At 46.7% G+C, this 24,076-nt stretch carries 21 protein-coding genes; 9 read left to right on the top strand and 12 right to left on the bottom strand.

Translation table 11 applies throughout. From position 1 onward, the window contains the following. Positions 1-336: 336 nt before the first annotated feature. Positions 337-2,562: a TonB-dependent receptor plug domain-containing protein gene (locus EPO18_RS04000; RefSeq protein WP_292430838.1), complete on the bottom strand. Its 2,226-nt coding sequence runs from the start codon at positions 2,560-2,562 to the stop codon at positions 337-339. A 446-nt stretch (positions 2,563-3,008) separates the two neighbouring features. Here EPO18_RS04000 and EPO18_RS03995 point away from each other — a divergent pair, with 446 nt between their 5' ends. The 3 genes from EPO18_RS03995 to EPO18_RS03985 are packed head-to-tail and all read left to right on the top strand — an operon-like array spanning position 3,009 to position 4,685. Next, positions 3,009-3,344 carry a DUF2782 domain-containing protein gene (locus EPO18_RS03995; RefSeq protein WP_292430835.1) on the top strand — a complete coding sequence of 112 codons (336 nt, stop codon included), beginning with the start codon at positions 3,009-3,011 and terminating at the stop codon, positions 3,342-3,344. A 13-nt stretch (positions 3,345-3,357) separates the two neighbouring features. Then, complete coding sequence (locus tag EPO18_RS03990; RefSeq protein ID WP_292430832.1) at positions 3,358-4,326, top strand: homoserine kinase; 969 nt, start codon at positions 3,358-3,360, stop codon at positions 4,324-4,326. Beyond that, positions 4,323-4,685: a SirB2 family protein gene (locus tag EPO18_RS03985; RefSeq protein WP_292430829.1), complete on the top strand. Its 363-nt coding sequence runs from the start codon at positions 4,323-4,325 to the stop codon at positions 4,683-4,685. Before EPO18_RS03990 ends, EPO18_RS03985 begins: the two co-directional genes overlap by 4 nt. Positions 4,686-4,701: 16 nt before the next feature. On the opposite strand, the gene EPO18_RS03980 is transcribed toward EPO18_RS03985, so the two are convergent. Genes EPO18_RS03980 through EPO18_RS03970 form a run of 3 tightly spaced genes read right to left on the bottom strand, consistent with a single transcriptional unit; the run spans position 4,702 to position 6,970 of the window. After that, positions 4,702-5,526 carry a 5'-methylthioadenosine/S-adenosylhomocysteine nucleosidase family protein gene (locus EPO18_RS03980; protein ID WP_292430827.1) on the bottom strand — a complete coding sequence of 275 codons (825 nt, stop codon included), beginning with the start codon at positions 5,524-5,526 and terminating at the stop codon, positions 4,702-4,704. Positions 5,527-5,578: 52 nt separating this feature from the next. After that, positions 5,579-6,556 carry a 2Fe-2S iron-sulfur cluster-binding protein gene (locus EPO18_RS03975; protein ID WP_292430825.1) on the bottom strand — a complete coding sequence of 326 codons (978 nt, stop codon included), beginning with the start codon at positions 6,554-6,556 and terminating at the stop codon, positions 5,579-5,581. Between the two features lie 21 nt (positions 6,557-6,577). Further along, entirely contained in the window at positions 6,578-6,970 is a 393-nt protein-coding gene (locus EPO18_RS03970) for a group I truncated hemoglobin (RefSeq protein WP_292430822.1), read from the bottom strand. A 178-nt stretch (positions 6,971-7,148) separates the two neighbouring features. Between EPO18_RS03970 and EPO18_RS03965 the strand changes: the two genes are divergently transcribed. Then, positions 7,149-7,775, top strand: a complete 627-nt coding sequence (locus tag EPO18_RS03965; RefSeq protein WP_292430820.1) for a helix-turn-helix transcriptional regulator — start codon at positions 7,149-7,151, stop codon at positions 7,773-7,775. A 1-nt stretch (position 7,776) separates the two neighbouring features. Here EPO18_RS03965 and EPO18_RS03960 read toward each other — a convergent pair whose 3' ends face one another. Next, positions 7,777-8,589: a glycosyltransferase family 2 protein gene (locus EPO18_RS03960; protein WP_292431278.1), complete on the bottom strand. Its 813-nt coding sequence runs from the start codon at positions 8,587-8,589 to the stop codon at positions 7,777-7,779. Between the two features lie 104 nt (positions 8,590-8,693). Between EPO18_RS03960 and EPO18_RS03955 the strand changes: the two genes are divergently transcribed. Further along, positions 8,694-9,137, top strand: a complete 444-nt coding sequence (locus tag EPO18_RS03955; RefSeq protein WP_292430817.1) for an Rsd/AlgQ family anti-sigma factor — start codon at positions 8,694-8,696, stop codon at positions 9,135-9,137. Between the two features lie 67 nt (positions 9,138-9,204). Here EPO18_RS03955 and EPO18_RS03950 read toward each other — a convergent pair whose 3' ends face one another. Then, positions 9,205-11,862 carry a UPF0182 family protein gene (locus tag EPO18_RS03950; protein ID WP_292430815.1) on the bottom strand — a complete coding sequence of 886 codons (2,658 nt, stop codon included), beginning with the start codon at positions 11,860-11,862 and terminating at the stop codon, positions 9,205-9,207. Between the two features lie 355 nt (positions 11,863-12,217). On the opposite strand from EPO18_RS03950, the gene EPO18_RS03945 reads away from it, so the two are divergent. From EPO18_RS03945 to EPO18_RS03930, 4 genes are all read left to right on the top strand, one after another. Continuing rightward, a complete protein-coding gene (locus EPO18_RS03945; protein ID WP_292430814.1) occupies positions 12,218-13,027 on the top strand; it encodes a sulfite exporter TauE/SafE family protein in 810 nt (269 codons plus the stop codon). A gap of 63 nt (positions 13,028-13,090) precedes the next feature. Then, positions 13,091-13,564, top strand: a complete 474-nt coding sequence (locus tag EPO18_RS03940) for a nuclear transport factor 2 family protein (protein ID WP_292430812.1) — start codon at positions 13,091-13,093, stop codon at positions 13,562-13,564. A gap of 123 nt (positions 13,565-13,687) precedes the next feature. Then, positions 13,688-14,044 carry a DUF4870 family protein gene (locus tag EPO18_RS03935; protein ID WP_292430810.1) on the top strand — a complete coding sequence of 119 codons (357 nt, stop codon included), beginning with the start codon at positions 13,688-13,690 and terminating at the stop codon, positions 14,042-14,044. Between the two features lie 636 nt (positions 14,045-14,680). Further along, the gene (locus tag EPO18_RS03930) at positions 14,681-16,039 is read left to right on the top strand and encodes a L,D-transpeptidase family protein (protein ID WP_292430808.1); all 1,359 of its coding nucleotides are present in this window, start codon (positions 14,681-14,683) and stop codon (positions 16,037-16,039) included. Between the two features lie 78 nt (positions 16,040-16,117). Here EPO18_RS03930 and typA read toward each other — a convergent pair whose 3' ends face one another. The 6 genes from typA to EPO18_RS03900 form a co-directional block, all read right to left on the bottom strand. Further along, complete coding sequence (typA, locus tag EPO18_RS03925) at positions 16,118-17,929, bottom strand: translational GTPase TypA (RefSeq protein WP_292430806.1); 1,812 nt, start codon at positions 17,927-17,929, stop codon at positions 16,118-16,120. Between the two features lie 207 nt (positions 17,930-18,136). After that, on the bottom strand, positions 18,137-18,529 hold the full coding sequence (locus EPO18_RS03920; RefSeq protein ID WP_292430803.1) for a rhodanese-like domain-containing protein: 393 nt from the start codon (positions 18,527-18,529) through the stop codon (positions 18,137-18,139). Positions 18,530-18,842: 313 nt separating this feature from the next. Further along, the gene (locus EPO18_RS03915; protein ID WP_292430801.1) at positions 18,843-19,751 is read right to left on the bottom strand and encodes a LysR family transcriptional regulator; all 909 of its coding nucleotides are present in this window, start codon (positions 19,749-19,751) and stop codon (positions 18,843-18,845) included. A gap of 63 nt (positions 19,752-19,814) precedes the next feature. Further along, positions 19,815-21,896, bottom strand: coding sequence for a polysaccharide biosynthesis protein (locus EPO18_RS03910; protein ID WP_292430799.1), 2,082 nt, complete (start codon positions 21,894-21,896; stop codon positions 19,815-19,817). A 69-nt stretch (positions 21,897-21,965) separates the two neighbouring features. Beyond that, positions 21,966-23,000 (bottom strand): MraY family glycosyltransferase, encoded by a 1,035-nt coding sequence (locus EPO18_RS03905; protein WP_292430797.1) that lies wholly within the window; start codon positions 22,998-23,000, stop codon positions 21,966-21,968. 115 nt (positions 23,001-23,115) lie between these two features. Further along, a complete protein-coding gene (locus tag EPO18_RS03900; RefSeq protein WP_292430795.1) occupies positions 23,116-24,066 on the bottom strand; it encodes a UDP-glucose 4-epimerase family protein in 951 nt (316 codons plus the stop codon). Between the last annotated feature and the right edge of the window lie 10 nt (positions 24,067-24,076).

Raw genomic sequence — 24,076 nt, 5'->3', positions numbered from 1 at the left:
CCTGGAAGGTCTGCATATCGGCATGTTTCTGAGCACGGCCCGTGGAAACGAGGGGGGATGCGGTGTACCGCAGACACTTGTGTATAACGATGAGAGCTGGAGCTTGGGAACCAGCATTCACTAAATATATTAACTTATTGGTGATAATCAGTAGAGCCAGATAAACCAATACCAAGGGGCAGACCATGATATATCCTAAGACATGCTAAGGCCATGAGGTTGAAGCCAATTGACGAGTATAGTTTAAAGGCTACACCCGCCAATTGGCGCTTTGTCACTGAAGAGGTGCGGTGGAAACCGGGTCGGTTTTATCCTTGTGTCTCAGAATGTCGGCTATTAGTAATTTACCGTCATGCCAACATTGAAAGAACGCCCCATACCAGGAACCGCGGTTCCAGGACTGCTTACTTCTCCTATATAAGTGCCGCCTAAAGGCAGGGCATAGTTTTTATCAAAAACATTGTCTATGCCGCCATCGATTCGCAAATGTTTCCAGGTATAACTGCTGCGCAGGTTAAGCAATGCGTAGCCTGCGGTTTTAGGTTCTAAGCGGACGACTTGTACATCCGTTTTAGGCGCGACTATTTGCGTTTCAATGGTATTGGACCAGCCGTCGCGTTGATGCTCAAGCGCTACCGTCGCATTGAACGGCATTTGCTGATACAGGTTGCCGCCGCTGTCGTTGTTCTTTCCTCGGACATAATTTAACCCCGTCTTACCGAAGAAGCTGCCGTATTTGACGTTTTCGAATAAGCGCTTGGACCCGGAAACATCGACGCCGAACAGATAGGCATCGAAGTTAGCCAGTTGCAGTAAATTAAAGCCGTTTGACGGGCTGGCGCAGGTCACGCCATTGCCCGGCTGGCAGAGTTTCGCATCGATATAATTTTCGATGTGGGTGTAAAAGGGCGTGATTTTGGTCTCCCAGTCTTCCTGATTGGCATCATGCCAATTGGCTGTGGCGCTGACGGTGTGCGCGACTTCCGGCTTAAGGTTTATGTCGCCGACATAGCCGTTGCCGTCACCCACCCAATTGTTCATGAACATAGACATAGGCATGGTCATCATTCCCATAGTACGTCCGCGAGACCAAGCAAAGCGCTCATAAAGATTAGGAGAACGGGTTTTCCTGGCAGCGCCTAATTCGTAAGTCTGCATGTCGTTCGGAGTGTAGCGGGTTAACGCGGTCCAATCGATATTAATGTCGGTTTGTTTCTTGTTTTGGCTGTTAACAATGCGCGCTTCGGGTGTGATTACGCCGTAGTCCATTACATCGCCGGCATTCATTTCCACAGCGCCGACGCGTGCGCCGAGTTGGGTCAGCCATTGCCGATTCCAGCGGCCTTCCCATTCGGCGAAAAGATCGATGCGATCGCGCTTGCCTGAGTTGATATTCCAGAACGGCCCCGGCCCTTGCATCATTATCATCGCGTTGGGGCCGATCGGATCCCACCAGTCGTCTAAACGATAACGCTGATACTCGCTGCCCACGGTAAGCAAATGCTTGTTGGTTACATCGATATTGGCTTTTACCGACAGGCCTTGGTTAACGCCATGCGTATCCATAGGCATATTGCGGGTTGGCCCACCCTTATCTTCAAGGAAGTTCATCTTATGCTGGGCGTCTTCATGATAAGCGCGAGTTTCGATATTACCCCAGTCAAAATTGCTTTTGGTAAAGACATTAGCAAACCAGCTGTCGTCGCCGGTCATGTCCATTCGGACATTCGGGAAAGCTTGATATGGGATGTTTTGTTGGCCGACTTTGATGACGGCAAGATGGTCGTCATTGCGCAAGGCCAGCGACAGCGATTGGTTTTCGGATTTATAGGCCGAAGAAGCCACCACATCATTACCGTTTTTGGTATTTTGGGTAGTGAAGTTTCCTCCCGCTTTGTAATTTCGTGACTGTACTGTTGAGCCCGTATACTTAAGCTCGGCATGTTCGTTTGCTATCGAGGCTGCAATATTTCCGCCTCGCGCGTCGCCGTTGGTTCGGTAAAAAGTCGAGGCTTGCCCTTTTAACAACGGCGCCGCGCCGGCTTCGGCAAATTCGGGGTCGGCTGAATTAACGCGGATAGTGCCGCCGATACTGTCGCCGCCCATGCTGACCGGTGTAATTCCGGCAAGCACCTGAGCGCTCAACACACTGGAAGGAGAAACATAAGACAGCGCAGGATTCATATGATTAGCGCAAGCCGAAATCAGATTCATGCCGTCGACTTGAACACGTAAACGATCGTCCGCCATGCCGTGGATAATAGGGCGGCTGGAAATGCCGCCACCGCTGGAAAAACTCATGCCCGGAGTGCCTTTAAACATTTGGGCGGTGTCGCTGATAGCGGTTCTGGCAAGAGCTATTTGGGAATGATCAAGATAGGAACCGAACGGCTGATCGATATTAGACTTTTGCGCTTTAATGGTCAGCATGTCCAGAACCAGCGGTTCCTCTGTTTTTTTTGTACTCTCTTTTTTCTGCTTCGGTTTGTCGGCCGCCACTGGTTCGGCGGCAATTCCGCAGCCTAAATAACTTGCTCCCAATATTAGTACGTATTTTCTCATTTTTTCATTTCGATAGTTATGGATGTTCATGTGGCATCGCAAAGCGCATGCCAAGTCACTAAAGTCCTATCAACGCTGGCTATCGCTTGTTCATCGAGATGCATTTTTAATAAAAACAGGTCAGATGGCGCACTTCAGCGTGTCAAATAACGTAGTTAGCCATATTCTGTTTCGAGCAATTGAGGGAGCTTAGCAAGAATAAAAGCAGAAGAAGTGTTGCGCAGTTTTGGCAATATAAGGCTCAGGCCCTTCTTAAAAAGTCGAAGTAATGGCTGGGCGAAAAATTGGTTGGGCTAAGCCAAGGAAACTTTGTTAATCCGGTTAAGCGGGAGGGATAAAGAGGAATCCGACATTGATAACATCAATTGTCAGGTTATTTTAGTTAAGCAAGCCGGTAAAAACTGTAATAAGATAGCCGCAGTTTTAATTTTTAAAAGAGTCACTTTATGCGACGATTTATCCTATTGAGTTTGCTGGCCTTTCCGGCATATGCTGTCGATGAGCGGCCGCCTGAGCTTGAGGCTGTGCCGGATGCGCCTGAACCGCCTTTGCCGGTGCAGAACGGTGAAAATATGGAGCCGGACATTACTATTATCCGCAAAGGTAAAGAGACTATTCAGGAATACCGTCGTAGCGGTAGGCTTTATATGATAAAAGTCATACCGGCTGTCGGCCCTCCTTATTATTTTATCGATACTAATGGCGACGGAAAAATGGATGTACGCCGCAACGATCTGGATAGAGGTTCCGAGATCAATATGTGGAAGTTGCTGGAATGGTAACCGCTTAAAGTCAGTGTCTGTATTTACTCTCATTACGCGCCCGCAACTCGATCAATTCTTTAGCGCTTATGCTCTCGGTGAAGTCGTCGGTTTTGAAGGAATAACGGACGGTATAGACAATACCAATTATTTAGTAGCTACTCAACAGGGCGATTTCGTTTTAACAATATTCGAGTCGCTGACTGTCGATGACCTGCCGCATTTTTTAAAGTTAATGTTGCATCTGGGTAAAAACGATCTGCCTTGTCCGAGTCCTCAAAGCGACCGGCAGGGAAATCGGTTGCGTCAGCTTAACGGTAAACCGGCTGCGTTATTCAAGTGTTTATCCGGTGCGGCAGTACCGTCGCCATCCATTTTGCATTGCCAGGAAATCGGCTTGCAGTTGGCAAGTTTGCATCGCTGCACGCAGGACTACGTTTTCCCGATAAAAAACGGCAATGATTTAAGTTGGTGCGAAACGGTGCTTGATAAAATCAGTGCGCATCTATCGGCAACAGATCGTGAGCTGGTTAACGATGAGCTGGCTTTCCAAACTGGAAACAGCCCGGTTAACCTGCCGCGAGGCGTCATTCACGCCGACTTGTTCAGGGATAATGTATTGTTTGTGAATGGTCAGCTCAGCGGGCTGCTGGATTTTTATAGCGCCTGCACCGATACGTTGCTGCTCGATATTGCGATAACGGCTAACGATTGGTGTTGTGATAACGGCATAGTTAACGCTGAAAAATTCACCGCGTTGTTAGCGGCTTATGAAAGTTTGAGGCCGTTGGAGCCTCTGGAAAAACAGTATTGGCCAATCACGCTCAGGGCTGCGGCGTTACGGTTTTGGTTATCTCGTCTGGAACATCAATGCTATCCTCGTCCGGGCGAAATAATTCAGCAAAAAGACCCGCTGGTTTTCCGGCATATACTGCTGCAACATCGGCAACAGACTTATTTATCGAGTAATGAAAATATTTTTAACTTTAGGAGCACAGCATGATTAAGTTTCTTCACCTAACCTTTATTTTATTGTCCATCTCCAGTTTTGTCGGCAGGGTTTATCTGGCGGAGAAGCGTCCGGAAATGATGGAACTTAAATGGATAAAAATCGGGCCGCACATCATCAATAGCTTGTTGCTGATTACCGGTTTTATGCTGGTTTTTCAAGGATCTTGGTTGTCGGGCGAGTATGGCTGGATTATTGCTAAGCTGGTAGCTCTGGTGGCATATGTCGGTTTGGGTATTGTCGCTATCAAGAGTCAGGGTGCTCTGCGCTGGAAGGCTTTTGCCGGTGCAATTGCCTGTTTTGTCTATATCGCGATAGTTGCGGTCAGCAAAAATGCTTTCATATTTTTTTAACGGCTAGAAAACGCGGTTACAAAGAAAACTCAATTTTACCGATTTGTTGATCCAGCCACAGTAAAACATCTTTGCCTTTGTGCAACCGGGTTTCATCAAATTCAGGTGTCCGGTTGTGAGTTAATGCCGCCCAGCGGGACAGCTGGTTTTTTAGCTGTCCCTGCTCGCTGACCGTAAAATGGTAGCGTTGTATCAGCTGTTCAAACAGCTTGGGTTCCGGCGCAGCTATCAGTTTTGACAGACGGTTTAACTCTGTCAGTATGGTTTCAATCGTTGCGACATGCGCCGCTATTAACGAAGCGACCTGTTTGGGCTGGATGTTATCGGCAGGCAATAATTCATTATCCGAAATAACTTTCAGGCAGTGGATTAACTCACTTGTCGAAAACCGTACCGCAGTTTCATAAAATGCCGAGGCTTCCATATCGCAAAGATAGTGTCGGTCATAGCTAAGCTGCGGCCTTGACACCGTTTGGATATTTGCAGTCGGGCAAGGCGGCGTGACAACCAGCGGTGGATAATAGCTTTTCAGGCTGTCAGCATCGGTGATTTTGTCGATTAAAAACAAATCGCCAATAGCATGGTTTTTATGTCCGGCGATACCGATATTAAACAAAACCGGATACTCAGCCGCAGCAAACAAGGCCTGTGTGTAAGCCACTCCGGCAGCCATCGCGCTTTTCCCCAATCCGGTTACCGTCAGGCAGATGTCCTGATTAAAATAAACTGCAAACGGTTGGATTGTAGTCGCTTTTTTTAATCCGAAATGCTCGACCAGCGGCTTGGCCTCGCAGGGCAGCGCGACGTAGATAAAAATTTGGAGCGGGTTTAATTTATTCATAAGGTCGAATGTCGCTTGCGGTAAAGCAACATTGCCTTTTTTACAAGCTTGGTTATTTCTTTTCCTGAATCACATGAAACGCGTCAGCGTAAATATCAGCCATGGACGCGCCTTTCATAAACGCCATTCTTTTGGTCTGATTAACCATTTCCGGATGTCCGCACAGGAAAACTCGCCATCCGTTTAGGGTTTCAATCGATGATAAGGCGATGTCATGAGCGCGGCCTCGGGCGTGATCCGATTCAATATCTTCTCCGGAAAGACAGGGAGTGTAATAAAAATTATCAAACTCCTCAGCAAGTTCGCGCATTTCGTCAATGAAATACAGGCCGTTAAGATCGCGGCTACCGTGAAACAAATGGATAGGCCCCGAATGCTCTTGTGCTAAAGCATCGGCAATAATGCCGTAAAGCGGCGCTAGGCCGCTGCCGGTTCCGACCAGCAGTAGGGGCTGCTCTGCCCGTCCAGGTAGATAATGACAAGAACCTTGTGCTTCCGAGATGGTTAATTCAGCGCCTAACTCCAATTCGTCATATACCCAGCTGCTGAATTGGCCATTCGGTAAGCGACGAATATGAAATTCCAGGATCTTTTTATGATGCGGGATATTCGCAATCGAATAGCTGCGGGTTAAGCCATCGGGTCGTTTTAAATTAACAAACTGGCCGGCGAAAAAATTAAACTCGGTTTGGTATTCCAAAACCAAATGTACGATATCGGGCGTTAACCGTTGTTTTTTGATAACGGCAGCTTCAATTGAAGCGCCTTGCTGGTTGGGCAAGGCAACAGTCATATCCTGCTCAGGATGACAGACGCAAGCCAAAAAATAGTTCTGCTTTTGCAAAGTATCTTTAAGGCCGACTTGGGCTGAGACAGGTGGAGGGTTATCAAGACTGCGCATTAAGCAGGCTTGGCAAAGTCCTTGGCGGCAACCATTGGGTACTTGTATGTTTTCCCTTAACAGGGTTTCCAATACAGTCTCATCCGGTTGACAGGAAAATGTTGATTCGCCAATAGTTATGCTTCGCATGGTCTCCACCTGGTATTTCAGTTATTTGCCCAATACGTCGTTGCGTGTGCTTTCCGCAATAGCTGCAGCTTGAGCGATCAGTTCTTGAGGCACATTTAGTTCGGTTAATGTTGCGCCAAGGTGCTCCATTACGGCATCAAAATGACTTGCATTTAAGCCCATTTTGACAAGATGGGCATGAGCATTACGCATATCTTGACCGTTATAGTTATTTGGACCGCCGAATGCCATCGTCAAAAAGGCTTTTTGTTTGGCGGCTTGTTTTTCCATGTCGGAATTGTCGAAAAAACGGTTAATACGGTGATCTGCCAATACCTTACGATAAAAAATATCTACCGCAGCATTAACAGCCGCTTCGCCGCCGAGTTTTTCATATAATGATTGGCCTGAATTTGTGTCTTGTGAATCGCTCATCATTGTCTCCAGTATTATGTAGTGTCGTTATTGTTATTTAAGCAAACTTGCTCACATAGAAGTTTATAACAACAGACAATTTTTTGCTATATAAAACTTTTGCAAGTTATATGTGTCATAATGAGCTATTATTACGATATACCTAATAACAAAGTCATGATGAAAGGATAAATCGCTAATGCTGCAAAAGATAAGTTCTCGCCAACATCAAATACTTGAGCACTTGTTGGAAAATAGGAAAGGTTTGAGTGTCGATGAGTTGGCTAAAGCACTGGATATTTCAAGAACGGGCGTCCAGCAGCACTTTGTTGTTCTTGAGCGGGACGGCTATATCAAAAAAAGCACATTCAATAAAACAGCCGGGCGGCCTGTGACTATCTATGTCCTAACCGACAAAGGCAATAACTATTTTCCGAAGCAGTATGCGTGGTTTTCAGCGTTAATTCTTGGCGATTTGCAACAGGAAATAGGTGCTGAACGTTTTAAAGCCTATATGCAAAGGCTGGGCAGCAAGCTCGCAGATAAGCTGCGCGGCAAGTTTGAAGGAAAAAACTTAATCGAGCGCATTGATGAGTTGGCCATAGTCATGACAGATTTTGGTTTTCAAGTAAAAGTAGGCACGGAATCGGAAACTGAAAGCCCGCATATGCAGGCTTATAACTGTATTTATCACGATCTGGCCCAGAAACATCATGAGATCTGCGAGTTCGATCTGGCGCTTATGTCCTCGTTGCTGGATAAAGAAGTTGAGCAGTTAAGTTGTATGGCCAAGGGCGATTGCAACTGTAGTTTTAGAATCAAATAATTTAAATAGCGTCTATTGCATAACGTTTAATGAGTTGCCGGTAATAGTTGGCTTCCTCGACTTTGCCGCGTTTTGTTGCTCCGTTAAGGTAAGTAGTGGCTTTTTTTACCAGCATACTTGCCGCCGCCTGCCGGTTTCTCTCGGATAATTGCCCTTCCTCAATGATTTTTTGCAAAGCGTTGATCCGGAACCGATCCATTCCCCAAAACGCCATCGATAACTGGTCTTCATGGCCGCCATGTTTGTTTATTTGCGGTTGTTCTACCAATAGAACCGGATAGTTTGCGGTGATTCTGAGCCATAGGTCATAGTCTTCGCAGGTAGGCAATTGGGTGTCAAACAGGCCGACGTCTGTAAATACCGAGCGGTGTATTAATACGGTCGATGGTGATATTGCGCAGAGCGGCAAGCAATCGGTAAATATCCAGCCGCCTGTTTTGACGTATTTTTTGGGCACGCGAACCTGAGTTCCATTGCGTACCCAGTTTTCTTCGGTGTGGCAAATCCAGTGTTCAGGGTTGGCCTCCAGCTTCGCTTTTTGATTGGCCAGTTTTTCAGGCAGCCATTCATCATCGGAATCCAGAAAAGCCAGCCAATCTCCCCCCACCTGTTGTATGCCGAGGTTTCGTGCCGCACTGACGCCAAGGTTTTGTTGATAATAATAGCTTACTTGAGGAAACTCCTCGCGAAGCATCCGTTCCGTACCGTCGGTGGAGCCGTCGTCAATCACCGCAACTTCTGCCGGTAATAAGGTTTGGGAATATACGGATAATAGTGCGCGTTTTAGCAGATCACGGCGATTGTAGCTGGGAATAATGACTGAAATATTTATAAAATTACCTTATATTTTAATTAATTGTTGCACTTTCTTGATAATCGACATAAATTAAAGTCACTAATTAAATATAGGAGGCGCTTATGTCGATTGCAGTTCAACTTAATCCGGAAAGAAAGCAGCAGGCTTATCAACTGATAGCTGAACTGCAAAATGAGAGACAAGAGGTTTGGTCTTTGTATTGTCATGTGGCCGAGCTTATGCCTTTTTCGGCTAACCCGACAGTTAAAAAGAAGTTGGCCCGGTTTTCTGAAACACTGATTGATTATGTTTCTCTTGGTCATTTCGGTGTTTGCGAGTGTTTATTTAAAGACGCTGACGGTCAAGACCCGGCATTGGCAGCGGCGGAAGAAATTTACCCTGCGTTGTCATCTACCACGGAAGCGGCAATATCGTTTAACGATAAATATGAAAGTGGCGTCGCAGCTATTCTTGACGATTTGAAACAGGATTTATCCGCTTTAGGTGAAAGTCTGGCAAAAAGGATTGATCTGGAAGATCGTCTTTGCGAGCTGATACTGCAATAGGCGTTTTGATGTGGTCAATAAAAAGACCAGCGGATAGTGCTCCGCTGGTCTTCAGTGACTCATTTAATTATTTGGTTTTTTCCGGTTCGTTCGTAATGGCTTTAGGAGTTTCTGTACCGTTACTTTCAGCCGCATTTTTAAGATAAGTTTGTTTTAAACGGTTAAAAGCCGACCATAAGGTTTTATCCATAACCACCTCATTGCCGATAGAAACAATCACCCGGGTTAATTCCGGTATTTTGTTTTTGGCTGAAGCTAGATAAATTGGCTGCACATATAGAACGGTATTGCCCATCGGCAGGATAATCATCCTTCCCATTTCAACAACCGAACCATATTGGCCCCATAATGTGAATTGCGCGGAGATTTCAGGGTCTTGATTGATCAAGGCTTCAACCTGCGCAGGGCCGTTAACCTGAACCTCTTTGCCGAACTTGTAAATGGTAATGCCGGGTTTATAGTCTAAGCTACAGTTGGTTTTATCCAGCGTCCCCGCCACGCCTATCATGCTCAAATTGCTTCTGTTAACCGGCGTCATCGGGTTGATCAACACAAATTCCTCGGTATCGTTACAGTTGCCGAAATCCATGGTCTGGTAATAAGGCCGCACCGGTTCGCCCCGGACATTGGCAAACTGCCAGGTTTCGGCCTGTTCGTAGAACAACTCAGGGCTTTGTTGATGATACTTGGCGTATACCTTCATTTGCAGATATTGAAGGTCGCGGGGATAGCGCAGGTGTTGCTTTAATTCAGTAGGCATTTCCTCCAGGTTTTTAAATAACCCGGGATATGCGTTGCTGTAAGCCTGAATAATCGAATCCGATGGGTCGGAAATATAAAAATCGACATCGCCATCGAATGCATCGATAGTAATTTTGACTGAGTTGCGGATGTAGTTGAAATTTTGCTTGCCCTCAAGGAAGTCATCGTCTGCGGGTTTGGATACCGGATACTTGTTGGATAAAGTGTAGGCGTCCTGTATCCAGTAGAACCGATCCTTGGTTATAACCAGATAAGGATCTTTATCCAGGTGCAGGAAAGGAGTCAGCGTGTTAATACGCTCGGTTATATTCCTGCGTATCTTGACTTTACTTTGACTGGAGATATTAGGGGAAAAGAATATTTTTTCGTCTTTGAAATAAAAAGAGAACAAAGCTTTTCTAAACAGCGAAGGAATGGGGATGCCTCCTTCACCGTGATAAGCTTCGGTCATACTCGGATCGGAGCCGGCAATGCCTACGACATTGAGCTTATTGGGGACGATGGCATAGGGAAACTTTTCCTGTCCATAATAAATATCCGGATGTTTGACACTGAAACCGACATCGGAGTGCATGTTTAAATCGCGTAAATACCAGACCAAAGGGGTATCGGCATCTTGCGCGGCAGGGGTGACAACTGCGCCATAACCATGGGTATAGCGTAGGTGGGTGTTTTCCCAATTTTGCGCTTCAGGCGGAAGTTTTGAAATATTGACTTCCCTGGCTGCCAGATTAACCTGTCTAATATGGTCAAGAATAAAATAACGGTCTTCATCGACAGACTGGATTTTGTAATAAGGCCTTATCTCCTGTAACTGCTTATAGCCGTCTATGATGAATTCCCTGTCCCATACCGGAATATTCTCGAAATGTTTTTGCGTGCTCCATGTTTCGATGTCTTTGGTCGCATCCAGCTTAATGCTCAAATCAACCGTTTTAATATTTTTCAAATCGTAAGCAGCCAATGTCGCATCGATATTGTATTGCATCAGCGATTTGTTGGTTTTGACCGGATTCGGGTTGACGATATATTTTTGGATTAAATCGGGGATAAATTGAATTTTCGGCAAAATCGCGATACAGAGAAACACGGTCAGCGATATTAAAAAGGGCGCTTTTACCCGGTGTTTTTCGGAAAAAATAAACAGGCCTGCCGTTATAGCGGTCGCCACGAAGGCAACGATTTCCAGCCAGATCAGCGGCAGCTGATAACGTAATTCTACGAAACCGGGGCCGTAAAATACCGGCTCGTGCTTGTCAGTATAAAGCAGCGTAAAACGATCCAGCATGTAGCCCCAAACCACAAACGCAACCACAAAGCCGATCAGCACGGTCAGATGAACCTTTGCGCCCAACGGGAACTCAGAGTTTTCATCCGGTATGAAAACATGTTCCAGCCAATATAAAATGCCGACCATGCAAAAGATCAGCGAGGCAGTGATCAGCATTTCCTGTTGGATTAGCATGTAGGTCGGGTAGGACAGCATGTAAAAGCTGACATCCTTGCCGTAAACCGATTCGGTTATGCCGGAATCACTGCCGAAAAAGTACAGCAGCGTTGTTTCCCATTGATTATAGAAAGGGATGGCGATAAATACGGCCAGTATCAGGGATATGGGCGTGTATACGGTTGCCGAACCCGTCATAAAAGTGTCGGAAAACTGCTGGAAGCGTCGGCGTTTATCTATGTTATTAAAAAGCTCATCAGGCGGATTGACGCCCAAATAGCGCGAGGCAATCCAGAAATGAAAAAAGAAAATAGCGAAAAACGCCAGGGTTACACCGCCGGAAAGGAAGAACTTGTAGAGCAGTCTTAGCCAAAAATAGGCTTTAAGTTTTAATGATTCGTACCACCATAAGTCGACAAACAGATCAAGAAATATGAAATAGAAAGCAACATATAAAACAATAGCGGTTAAAAGTATCGCTCCAATTAGCGCCGGTAAAGACTTCGGGTTCCGCATAATATCCTCTTAAATAGAAAAATGTTTTTGACGATGCTCGTTTTGTGCGTTTTTTGGGAGCGTGTAAAAAACCGTGTAAACCGCCGTTAAATCAAAGTCAGATATCTTGTCCTGATACATAATCATAAACCGATTAATGTCCGGTTTCCAATCGCAGCCTATTTCAATGCAGAATGAATTTGGAGAGGCCTTGTATTTCTAACGGAAAATGAGCGTGAATTGGCGTATCCGCTTTAATTAACATGCGAATACGTTGGGAAAATTGAATGCGCGGATAAATCATAGAGCAACATACAAATACTCGCCTGTTATAATGGTCAGTTTTTAGACGAATTAAATATTAAGGTTAGTTTATATGAATTGGGCATACGCTTTTTCCGGTCTTTTGGTAGGATTGTTGGTGGGGTTAACCGGCGTGGGCGGGGGATCGCTAATGACGCCATTGCTGGTTTTTCTGTTCGGATTCAAACCTGCCGTCGCAGTGGGAACAGACCTTCTGTTTGCCGCTATTACCAAAACCGGCGGCGTGTGGGTTCACCACAACAAGCATAGCTCGGTGGATTGGAAAATCGTCGGTTGGCTGGGGCTGGGCAGCATACCTTTCGCCCTTATTACCTTGTATGTGCTCAAACATTTTATGGAAGTCGGCAAGGAAACTACCGGGGCGATTACTTTTACGCTGGGTGTTGCGCTGTTGCTGACGGCTTTCTCGCTGATAGTGCGCAGCATATTATTAAGCCGGGCGGCCAAGCTTGAACCTATTGATGATGAACACAGCAACCCTAGTAATGCAGGACGCTTCAAATACCTGCAAATACCTGCCACCGTGCTGGTCGGTGCTATGCTGGGTATCTTGGTAACACTGTCGTCTGTAGGGGCCGGTGCGTTGGGTACTGTCGCACTGTTGTTTCTTTATCCCAGAATGACCACGTTGAAAATCGTCGGCACCGATTTGGCTCATGCCATTCCGCTTACCGCCGTTGCAGGGTTGGGCCATCTCAGCCTGGGCAACGTGGATCTGATGTTATTGGGTAGCCTGTTGATCGGTTCTTTGCCCGGCATCTGGATTGGCAGCCACCTGAGTGCAAAGATTCCCGAGAAGTTTTTACGGCCTATTTTAGCTTGTATTCTTATGCTAATCGGGCTTAAATTCGTACTGCAATAGAAGACTAGAAACTGCATTCTTTGCAGCGCCTAAAAACGTCGTCAAAAATAAAGAGGATAGAAAATGACCGAAAATATCCGTCCGCCGTTACCGCCGTTTACTGCCGAAACGGCAGCACAAAAAGTACGTGTCGCTGAAAATGCATGGAATACCCATGACCCGGAAAAAATAGCGCTGGCTTATACTGTCGATAGCCAGTGGCGTAATCGCGCCCAGTTTCTTGCCGGTCGTGACCAGATTGTGCAGTTCCTAAAGCAGAAATGGGCTAAGGAGCTAGACTATCGGCTTATAAAAGAGCTATGGGCTTTTCACGAGGCGCGTATCGCAGTGCGTTTTGCCTACGAATGGCATGATGACTCGGGCAACTGGTTCCGTTCGTACGGCAACGAAAACTGGGAATTTGACGCGAACGGTTTGATGAAGCGTCGCATAGCCAGCATAAACGACATGCCGATTAATGAGGCGGAGCGAAAGTTTCATTGGCCGCTGGGGCCAAGACCCGACGATCACCCTGGTTTGTCCGAACTTGGATTTTAAGATCATTTAAAGCATAAAATGAGCTTGGCGCTAGTTGATTTATTTGCAATACGTTTTATATTTAATTGGAAAGGCAACGCGTTTATGCGATTGCATAACTGAAAATCAACAGGTAGGTGGGTTATGGATGAAAGTTCGACTGATCATACTGATACCGAGAGATTGAACTCATTAAAGCGGCTGGCAATGGTTGTATATCTGTGTCAGGTGCTGACCTTTGCATTTGCCGGTTTACCATTGCTAGTGGGGGCAGCCATTAACTTCATGAAGCAGAATGAAGTTAAGGGAACCTTTTTGGAGTCCCATTTTGACTGGCAGGTCAAGACTGCTTGGATGGCTCTTGCCGGTTTTGCATTGTCCGGATTGACTTTTCAGTTCGGTGTCGGGCTTTTTATCCTGATTGCAACCTTAGTGCTGATGGTATACAGGATTGTAGTCGGCTGGAATGCGTTGAATTCCGACCAGCCGATTAGTGATTAATTAGCTGCGCCATAAATACCGGGAGCCAATTTACATTGCTCTATTAATATCTAATGTTACGCACTGTCCACAAAAGGCATGAAAAACATCACCTTTAGGGTTCACGCTGACGGCGTCATCCCCAAGCTTCATCCTTTATACACACGCGTCTGTGAGACGCCGTCGTTCTGGCAGGGATGCCGGAACCGAGGCATAGTGAGGTAAAGCTGCCGGCTGGCACTTCGCACTCACCGTTATACATAACGCTACTCAAAAGTTGTCATCCCGGAAATCGTTATCCAGCGCCATGCCTGTTCAGAACGTTGCCAGTCAGACCTTCCAGGTTTTAAAAACCAGGAAGGTCTAACTATCGCTCGACTAGGGACTGGCGGAATGACGACGTCCTTCAGATACTTGTGTATAACATGAGCGCCGGAGCGTGGGAACGATGGATTTTAACTATTTTCGTGCTTTTCGTGGACGACGCTTTTTTATCATCCGCATGCGTAACATCAGTTAATGTTTTAGAGCCGATAGAGCGGAATAATAGTTCTTTAAGGTCGTGTTTTTTTAATCATTTCTTAATATTTCCTTTGGTACATCTTAATGTTTACTTGACTATACTTAGCGTTTGTAACCCTATTCACGCTTAACTATATGTCCAGCCAAGAAAACTTTAGAATTGACCTGTTCAAAATTAAAAAATCAGCCATGCCGCTCAGTTTGGCGTTTGGATTAATGTTCCTTAGCGGCTGTCAAACGCTGTCGTCACTTTTCTCTGAGAGAGAAGAAACTGTAACTATCGAGCTTCCTGAGCCCAAGCTGGAAACCATAGTCACCCACGAATTCGAACTGACTGACGGTGAAAATATGGTCGGAGCGATTGCAGCGATCAACACTCGCGAAAATGATGTTCTGCCGGATATTGCCCGGCATTACGGTCTTGGCTATAACGATATCAGCATAGCCAATTCAGCAGTCTCTCCCTGGACACCCAAGCCGGACAGCCGCATTCTGTTGCCTTTACAGTTCATACTCCCCGATTCGCCTCATAAAGGCATAGCTTTGAATCTGGCGAATATGCGACTATTTTATTATCCCAAGAAACAGCCTGACAAAGTCTACACATATCCGGTCGGCATTGGCCGGCAGGGATGGAACACGCCGATGGGGCTGACCAGTGTCGTAGCCAAAGACGCCAACCCAAGCTGGCATGTTCCCGCGTCCATACATCGCGAGCATGCCGAAAAAGGCGATTCATTGCCCAACGTGGTTGGCGCGGGGCCTGATAACCCGTTGGGACTTTATGCAATGCGTTTGGGTATTCCCGGTTATTTAATCCACGGTACCAACAAACCCTACGGTATTGGCATGCAGATCAGTCACGGCTGCGTGCAGCTTTATCCGGAGGATATTGAAGTGCTGTTTAAGAAAACAGCGATCGGTACGCCGGTGCGTATTATTCATCAGCCCTATCTGACCGCGTGGCATCAGGACATGCTATATCTGGAGGCCCATGAACCCTTGCCAAAATGGGCCAAGGATAAAGCCAGGCTGAAAAAACAGGTCGTAAAGCAATTGCATGAAATCAGCGCTAAAAAAAGCGTGACTGTCGATTGGGATAAAGTCGAACGCATACTCCAGCGTTCAGACGGTATTCCCACACCGATACTGATGCAAAGCCTTAATGAGTCGGAAATATCCGCTAATGCAGTGCAACTGAGTCATCCCGGGCAGTTCTATGATCAGCCCGTGGTTGAGGAATTAAAAGATAGCGACTGGTCTATTAGGGTGGCTAGTTTTAATGATGAAACAAAGGCGCAACAACTGGCAACTATGTTGAATCATCAAGGGCCGATCATACCTGCTCGTAAAATCCAGAAAGACGATGCCTATCAGGTTATCGCCGGGCCTTTTAAGAGCAAAACGGAAATGAAAGCTGCTGCAAAACGTATCAAAATGGATTTTGAAATTGATGGCGAGCCGGTAAAGCCGCGACTAACATCGGTGAATTAAGCCGGGAATCAGAGTGTCATCCGAATCAAGAATTGGCTTGCCTGAATAGGGCAAGCCAACAAGCAATTACGCCTTAACCTATCCCTTGGCCGCTCTTTTGCGCTCATTTTCAGTTAACAATTTCTTGCGCAAGCGTATCGATTTTGGCGTGACTTCAACCAATTCATCCTCGGCAATAAATTCCAGCGCTTGCTCCAGAGTCATTTTTTGAATTCTTGCTAGTACCAAACTCTCATCCGTACCTGCTGCACGAATGTTAGTCAGTGGTTTGGGTTTGGTCGGGTTAACCGTTAAATCGTTAGCACGTGAATGCAGGCCAACCAGCATTCCCTCGTAAACTTCGTCACCGTTGACCAATAACAAATCGCCGCGTTCTTGCAGCGGATGCAATGAATAGGTAACGGCTTTGCCGGCAACCATTGAAATCATCACACCACGTTGACGATTGCCCACTTCACCGGCTTTCATCGGGCCGTAATGATCGAATACATGGTATAGCAGGCCCGAACCGGAAGTGGCGGTCATAAACTCGGTTTGGAAGCCGATCAGGCCACGGGAAGGCATCATATATTCCAGACGAATGCGTCCTTTGCCGTCGGGAACCATATTGGTTAAATCGCCTTTGCGTTCACCCAGTTTTTCCATGATCGCCCCTTGGTGGATTTCTTCCACTTCAATAGTGACCATTTCAAAAGGTTCGCACTTTGCACCGTCAATTTCTTTGATAATAACTTCAGGACGCGATACGCCCATTTCAAAGCCTTCACGGCGCATGTTCTCAATCAAGACCGATAAATGCAGCTCGCCGCGACCCGATACCTTGAATTTATCCGGGTCCGCGGTATCTTCAACTTTCAGCGCAACGTTGTGTTGCAATTCTTTATCCAATCGGTCGCGAATTTGGCGCGTAGTGACGAATTTACCTTCGCGTCCCGCAAACGGTGAATTATTGACTTGAAAAGTCATCGATACCGTCGGCTCATCAACCGATAAAGGCGGCATGGCTTCTACAGCATCGGGATGACAAATGGTATCCGATATTTCCAGTTTTTCGATACCGGCAAAAGCAATAATATCGCCGGCGCGCGCCTCGGCAACTTCAACACGATCCAAGCCGTGAAAACCGAATACTTGCAGCATACGCCCCTTACGCTCAACACCTTCCCGATTAACAATAACTAGCGGCATGTTGGGCTTTACGGTGCCTCGCTGAATCCGGCCAATACCTATAACGCCGGTGTATGTGTTGTAGTCGAGGCTGGATACCTGCATCTGGAAAGGGCCGTCCATATCAACGGGCGGTGGGCTAACTTTGGATACAATCGTCTCAAACAGCGGCGTCATGTCGCCGCCGGTGATGGTGTGTTCCAAGCCGGCATAGCCATTGATTGCTGAGGCATAAACAATAGGAAAATCCAGTTGTTCGTCAGTTGCGCCTAAGCGATCGAATAAATCGAAGGTTTGATCAACAACCCAGTCCGGACGCGCACCTGGGCGGTCGATTTTGTTGATAACCACAATTGGGTTTAAACCTAAAGCAAACGCTTTTTGGGTAACAAAACGGGTTTGCGGCATCGGGCCGTCCACTGCATCAACCAGTAACAATACCGAGTCGACCATTGACAGCACCCGCTCTACTTCGCCGCCAAAATCGGCATGGCCTGGTGTGTCGACGATATTGATATGATAGCCGTTCCAATCCAGCGCCGTATTTTTGGCCAAGATGGTAATGCCGCGTTCTTTTTCAATATCGTTGGAGTCCATAATGCGCTCAGTCACTTTAGTATGAGCGGCGAACGTGCCGGACTGTTGCAATAATTTATCGACCAGGGTTGTTTTACCATGGTCAACGTGGGCAATAATTGCAATATTTCTTAATTTTTCGATCACTTTTATGTACTCTAAGGTTTAAATAAATGCAGATGTGTTATGGGCGCGAATTTATTCGCGCCCATAACATACTATCGTTTTCGCGCTCCGGTTTGGGAACGACATAAATGGGTTAAATGCGGGGGAAGAAAGAGCGGCGTGCCGCCATGACTGCTATTTAGATTTTGCTGGACGCACCCTGCTTGGTCCAATTATTTGGCTATAAGATTAACTTTGCTCCCAAGGCAGGCCCTGAAAGCGCCATCCGCCAAGATTGCCCCGATGCTTATGCTCATCCAGGGCGCCTTCAAAACCATCGACAATATTAATCAGCAACTGATATCCGGCCTCTTCCAGCGCTTTTGCCGCATCCAGAGAACGTTGGCCGCTTCGGCAAAGCAACAAAATTGGCGCATTACGGTCAGCTACGACTTTTTTAACTTCGGCAACAAACTGCGGATTAACCTGCCAATCGGGAGCTTCCTTCCAAGGAATAGATATTGCGCCTGAAGGATGTCCTACGAAGGAATGTTCAACTTTTGTTCTTACATCCACCAAGACCGCATCGGAATTATTTTGTAACAAATCCCATGCTTGTTGCGGATCTAAATTTTCTATCATTGTATTTAATCTCTACGTGCGTATTTGCCGTATCATGCGTTACCTGAACGTGCTTATTATCTCATAAAAGCATAATAAAACCGCAATCCGTCCGGTTTATAGGCGCTTATTATCGCATCCCTTCGGCCATGGTCAAGAAATCGGCTCATGACAACGGCGTCAAAGCTGTATTCCGTGAAACAATAATCTGCGTATTTTTTGCCAAACGTAGCTATTTTAACCGCTGCTGGCTCGCATAAGCTGCTGGAGAATCAATCGCTACAGACAAAATATCCATGCAGTAGCCGTCAAGATATGCTGACAATCAACGCTCTCATTCCGTTCCGGGCAGACTAACCCGAGGCTCCAGCCACTCCTGTAAAAAGTCCATAAAACTTCTGACTTTGGCTGATAAATACTTTCGATGCGGATATACAGCATGGACATCTAAAGGCGGCGAAGTGTAATTTTCCAGAACAACTTTCAGTTTGCCCTTTTCAATATCCCTTCCGACAATATAAGTGGGAAGCATCACCAGCCCCAGACCGTTAATTGCAGCTATGCGTATCGGGTCTGCAACGTTTGCCTGCATTCGTCCTGAAACAGTTATCGCGGCATACCCGGCTTCGTCCTTGAACAGCCATTTATTCCTTGGCGCGATAGCCCAGTTAACCAAGCAGCTATGATCTTCCAAGTCTTCCGGCGTCTGGGGAATACCATGTTGCGCAAAATATTCCGGCGATCCGCAAACGACCAACGACGAACTGGCCAATTTACGTGCGAACATACTGGTATCGTCCAGCGCGCCCAAAGAAATAGCAACATCAATGCCCTCATCGATTAGATCGCCGGGACTACTCTGTAAAATCATCTCGACGGTTAAATCGGAATGTATTTTCAAAAATTCAGACACAGCGCGCGCGATATGCGTCGCTCCGATTACCGGAGGTGCGCTGATCCTTAAAACGCCTCTGGGTTCGGTCTGCAAGTGCGTTACAGCCGCTTCCATTTCTTCAACTTCAAGCAGCACTTGCTGGCATCGTTCCAAATAGGATGCCCCCACATCCGTCAGGCTTAAGCTGCGTGTGGTTCGATTGAATAGTCGCGTACCCAGTACACTCTCAAGATGCATGATATGCTTGGTAGCCATGGCTCTGGAAATATCCAGGTCACGCGCGCCTCCGGCAAAGCTGCCGGCTTTTGCGACGCGAACAAAGACATTCATGCTGGTTAATTTGTCCATTTTTATAATCCGCCTATGAATATTCGTTTAAGTGGCGCCATTTCAAGATGCATAATATGTTGATCATGGTTCTGGAAGCGTGCTGCGCTCATCTGCCGAGCTTCCGGTTTTTGCTACGTGAACAAAAGAATTCTCACTGGCGTACTGATTCATAAGCCGTCTGTTTTCTTTCCATAGCAAGTCTTCAATTTCACATTGCGGTACAAAACCGGCAACGGCATCCGTCAAAATTTCTCTAATCTGCCCAAAATCATCGTTTTTTGTTGCCAGCTCCAATGTCGACAGCATTTTTTTCAGCTCGGCCCAGGGAATAATATGTTCCTGAGCGCGCATAATCCTTGCATGAGCGGTTTTTGAAACATTATCGCCAATCAGCAGTTCTTCATACAGTTTTTCTCCAGGTCTTAAACCGGTATAGTTAATTTCGATATCGCCGCCGGGATGTTCGGCATCTTTGATTTCCAGACCGCTCAAATGGATCATCCGCTTGGCTAAATCAACAATACTGATAGGTTTGCCCATTTCCAGAACAAATACATCGCCGCCGGACCCCATTGCTCCCGCCTGAATAACCAACTGCGAGGCTTCAGGTATGGTCATAAAATAACGGATGACTTTTGGGTCGGTAACCGTTACCGGGCCGCCTCTTGCGATCTGCTCTTTAAACAACGGCACAACGGAACCGGAGGAGCCTAATACATTGCCAAACCGCACCATAGTAAAACGAGTAGGATTATTGGCAGTGCTTAAACTTAGCGCCTGTAAAATCAATTCGGCAAAACGCTTGGTTGCTCCCATCGTATTGGTAGGCCTGACGGCTTTATCCGTTGAAATGAGCACAAAGGTTTCAACGCCGGTGTTTATCGCCGCTTGTGCAGTATGTAAAGTTCCAAAGATATTATTCCAGATCGCTTCACCCGGATTTCTTTCAACCATTGGCACATGTTTATAAGCCGCCGCATGATAAATCGTTTGCACCCTGAATATCTTGCACACTTTTTCAACACGAACACCATTCACGATAGAACCTAGTACTGGAATAAGCGTTATTTCCCCAGTATTTTTTACATCGCCAGGGATGGTGTGTATGCCGCTAGCCAGCCGGGAACCGGCGCGGCGCTTGGATAACAAATGCTGCAACTCTTTTTCTATCGCATAAAGTGCAAATTCACTGATTTCAAAAAGAATCAGCGTATTCGGCTGCAAGCAGATAATTTGTCGGCAAAGCTCGGAGCCGATAGAGCCTCCTGCACCGGTTACCATCACCACTTTGCCGGCAATATTGGCATTCAGCAGCGATTGATCCGGTGCTACAGCGTCGCGGCCCAACAGGTCGGCAATATCAATCTCCTGTAGAGCGTCAACGGTGACTTTGCCTTGGGCAATGTCAGACAAATCGGGCATAGACATCACGTGAACGGCAAAAGGTTCCAACAGCCGGATAATTTCACTTTTACGCGCCCGATTCGCTGATGGCATAGCCAGCAGAACGTCTGAAACCTGATGTCTCTCTATCAAGTACCTCAAGGAACTGAGCGGATAAATCCTAAGACCGTTGACTTTTTGTTTATGCAGCCGTACGTCATCATCAATGAAAGCGACCGGCCTGAATTTACGTCCATAGCCTAATGCGGAAGCCAACTGCACGCCGGCGTTTCCCGCGCCATAAATCACCACATTCTTTTTACTGGGACTTTTTATCTCTCCTCCTCCCAGACTTAGATAAACCTCTCCCAACCACCAACGCGCAAAAAAGCGGCTGCCTCCAACCAACAGCATCATATTCAACCAATTTAACGGCAGCACTGTCCTTGGAACGCCCTTGATGCCGGACTCATACAACACAAATGCAAAAATCAGCGCATAAAGCGTCGTTGCCTGAATAATGGTCCATAACGCCCGAACCTCTATATATCGAATAATGGCGCGGTACAAGCCCAGCTTAATAAAAATGGGCACTGCGATGACGGGCGCCGCAGCAAACAGATACCACTCTTCGCTTTTAGGAATATACAATTCTCCCCAGCGTAAAGAAAAAGCGGCCCAGAGAGCGGACATGGCAAAAAATATATCGGCACTAATTAAGATAAAGGCTTTTATTTGTCGTGAAAGGCCGATAAACCAAGTTCGCGTGTGTAACCTCATAAATTATCTCTATTTTCTTTAGCGACTTTCATTGATAGTAAGGGCGTTATTATACTCGATTCAATAAGTTCATTTGGCTAGGCTGGTTTGAGCCTGCCGATCCCCTGCTTTGTAACGATATGCCAGCAGAAATAACGGAAAATATGCCATTATAAGACCTACAATGCCTTCCAATTTTTCCAATGCAACTAAGCCGGCAACAGGCAACAACCAGAAAACATTAATAGCGCCTACTGCCAGTGTGACGATGCGGTGAGCACCGGAGACACGAGAAGCACATTGATAGGCGTGGCTGCAGTGTGCCTCATAAAATTTCTCTCCACGCACGACGCGCCGGCATAAGGTAACGGTGGCATCGACAATGAACGCTCCCAGCAAAATCAACCACACCCATAATAGCCGAGGCTCAACCCATGCCGCTTGCACCGAAAGCAATGCCAGCATAATGCCTAAGAAGCCGCTGCCGGCGTCACCCATAAAAATACGGGCAGGCGGAAAATTCCAAAAAAGAAATCCCAAAACGGCTGTGGCCAAAAGAACCGGAAGCATCCATGCGGTTGAATCCGGCGCAACAAGCCATATCATCAAAGCGCCGCTGCAACAAACCGTGATCGCCTCAATGCCGGCAATGCCGTCAATGCCGTCCATGAAATTGTAAAGATTCAGCAGCCAGACTATATAAACCGTAGCACCTACATATCCAAGCCAGCCTAAATCCAGCAAATAACCAAAAATAGTGATAGGAGGAAAACCGTCCAGCCAATAAAGCCCCCAAGCGGCAGCAGTAAAATGCACCAATAAGCGCCAGCGCGCGGCAATATGCCCATGATCATCCAGAAAGCCGGTTACTGCAACGGCGCAGCCGGCACCCCATAAGGCTAAGCACACAGGGGTAGAAAGCAAACCCAGCCAGTTTAAAACGGGTAAAACGACCAAAAATGAAGTTACAATAGCGACCCCACCGCCGCGTGGCGTTGGTGTCGAGTGCGAGCTGCGCTCATTAGGAATGTCGATTAAGTTCTTTGACAAGGCGTAACGATACAAAAAACCGGTAAGCGTCCATGAAGCTGCACTCGTTAGTAAAAGAGACCACCAAAAAATCACTTGTACCTCTAATAAATGTTGGTTAATAGGAGGGTAACGAGCAGGTTGCGGAGTAGGTAGAAGTAGCGTGGCTTATAATTGCTTTTACGCCCGTTATTGCCCATCCGACGCTAAACTATGGTTTTTGTAGAAAATCTATCGCGGTTTTCTTCAAAGCATCATCCACACACACAGGAGGGCGCCAGCCCAACAGGTCGCGTGTTTTACTAATATCAGTTTGAAGCGAATTACACAAACGCTGAGCCATATCGCGCTTACCCAATAATATGGCGCCGGTTTTTAATGCCCAGACAGGCATGGGGAGAAGTTTGGCCGGCTTGCCCAACGCTTTGCCCAATCTTTGCAATAATTCGGTAGTAGACAAATCCTCACCATCTCCAGCCAAAAATGTCTGATTGGCTGCGGCGGGATGATCAATGCAGGTTATGATCAAATCGATCAAATTATCCAAAGCGACAAAACTACGCTTATTATGAATTGCACCCAAAGGCAACGGTACTCCCTTACACAACCAGTTCATCATACTATGAAAATTGCCTTTCACACCTGGTCCGTAAACCAGAGGTGGACGGATAATTACCACTTCCATACCGGTTTCATCAGCTAGTTGCCGCAATGCATCTTCTGCTTCAAGCTTAGAAATGCCGTAAGGATCAATCGGCATAGGCTGGTCATTAGCAGTATAAGGCTGCCCCAAAAGCGTAGATTCACCATTCACTTTGATCGAGCTGATAAAAATGAATCGCTGCACACCTGCTTCGGCTGCCTGCCGGGCAAGATTCCAAGTACCTTCAAAATTTACCTTGCGCGACTCACCAAAAGGGTCGGCTGAGTTATCTTTCATTACATGCACTCGCGCAGCAAGATGAATAACTGTCTTTATACCGAGCAATGCATCCGCCCAATCCGTCTCGTGGTTTATTTCACCGATTGATACGGCCTCAACATTTTCGGCTTGGGAATTTACTGAACGCATTGCCGCGCGAACGGATTGCCCTTGACGAAATAACTCTGCGCAGAGCGGATTGCCTATAAAACCGGAAGCTCCTGAGATTAACACTTTCATATGCCCGAGC

It is taken from the genome of Methylobacter sp., assembly GCF_004322395.1.
Classification (GTDB): Bacteria; Pseudomonadota; Gammaproteobacteria; order Methylococcales; family Methylomonadaceae; genus Methylobacter_A.
This window is presented reverse-complemented; position numbering and strand designations above follow the sequence as displayed.

Bases quoted from the DNA above. Each gene is read 5' to 3' on its own strand.
- EPO18_RS04000 (WP_292430838.1), bottom strand. From the start codon at position 2,562: ATGAGAAAATACGTACTAATATTGGGAGCAAGTTATTTAGGCTGCGGA.
- EPO18_RS03995 (WP_292430835.1), top strand. From the start codon at position 3,009: ATGCGACGATTTATCCTATTGAGTTTGCTGGCCTTTCCGGCATATGCT.
- EPO18_RS03985 (WP_292430829.1), top strand. From the start codon at position 4,323: ATGATTAAGTTTCTTCACCTAACCTTTATTTTATTGTCCATCTCCAGT.
- EPO18_RS03980 (WP_292430827.1), bottom strand. From the start codon at position 5,526: ATGAATAAATTAAACCCGCTCCAAATTTTTATCTACGTCGCGCTGCCC.
- EPO18_RS03975 (WP_292430825.1), bottom strand. From the start codon at position 6,556: ATGCGAAGCATAACTATTGGCGAATCAACATTTTCCTGTCAACCGGAT.
- EPO18_RS03970 (WP_292430822.1), bottom strand. From the start codon at position 6,970: ATGAGCGATTCACAAGACACAAATTCAGGCCAATCATTATATGAAAAA.
- EPO18_RS03965 (WP_292430820.1), top strand. From the start codon at position 7,149: ATGCTGCAAAAGATAAGTTCTCGCCAACATCAAATACTTGAGCACTTG.
- EPO18_RS03955 (WP_292430817.1), top strand. From the start codon at position 8,694: ATGTCGATTGCAGTTCAACTTAATCCGGAAAGAAAGCAGCAGGCTTAT.
- EPO18_RS03950 (WP_292430815.1), bottom strand. From the start codon at position 11,862: ATGCGGAACCCGAAGTCTTTACCGGCGCTAATTGGAGCGATACTTTTA.
- EPO18_RS03945 (WP_292430814.1), top strand. From the start codon at position 12,218: ATGAATTGGGCATACGCTTTTTCCGGTCTTTTGGTAGGATTGTTGGTG.
- EPO18_RS03940 (WP_292430812.1), top strand. From the start codon at position 13,091: ATGACCGAAAATATCCGTCCGCCGTTACCGCCGTTTACTGCCGAAACG.
- EPO18_RS03935 (WP_292430810.1), top strand. From the start codon at position 13,688: ATGGATGAAAGTTCGACTGATCATACTGATACCGAGAGATTGAACTCA.
- EPO18_RS03930 (WP_292430808.1), top strand. From the start codon at position 14,681: ATGTCCAGCCAAGAAAACTTTAGAATTGACCTGTTCAAAATTAAAAAA.
- EPO18_RS03920 (WP_292430803.1), bottom strand. From the start codon at position 18,529: ATGATAGAAAATTTAGATCCGCAACAAGCATGGGATTTGTTACAAAAT.
- EPO18_RS03915 (WP_292430801.1), bottom strand. From the start codon at position 19,751: ATGGACAAATTAACCAGCATGAATGTCTTTGTTCGCGTCGCAAAAGCC.
- EPO18_RS03910 (WP_292430799.1), bottom strand. From the start codon at position 21,896: ATGAGGTTACACACGCGAACTTGGTTTATCGGCCTTTCACGACAAATA.
- EPO18_RS03900 (WP_292430795.1), bottom strand. From the start codon at position 24,066: ATGAAAGTGTTAATCTCAGGAGCTTCCGGTTTTATAGGCAATCCGCTC.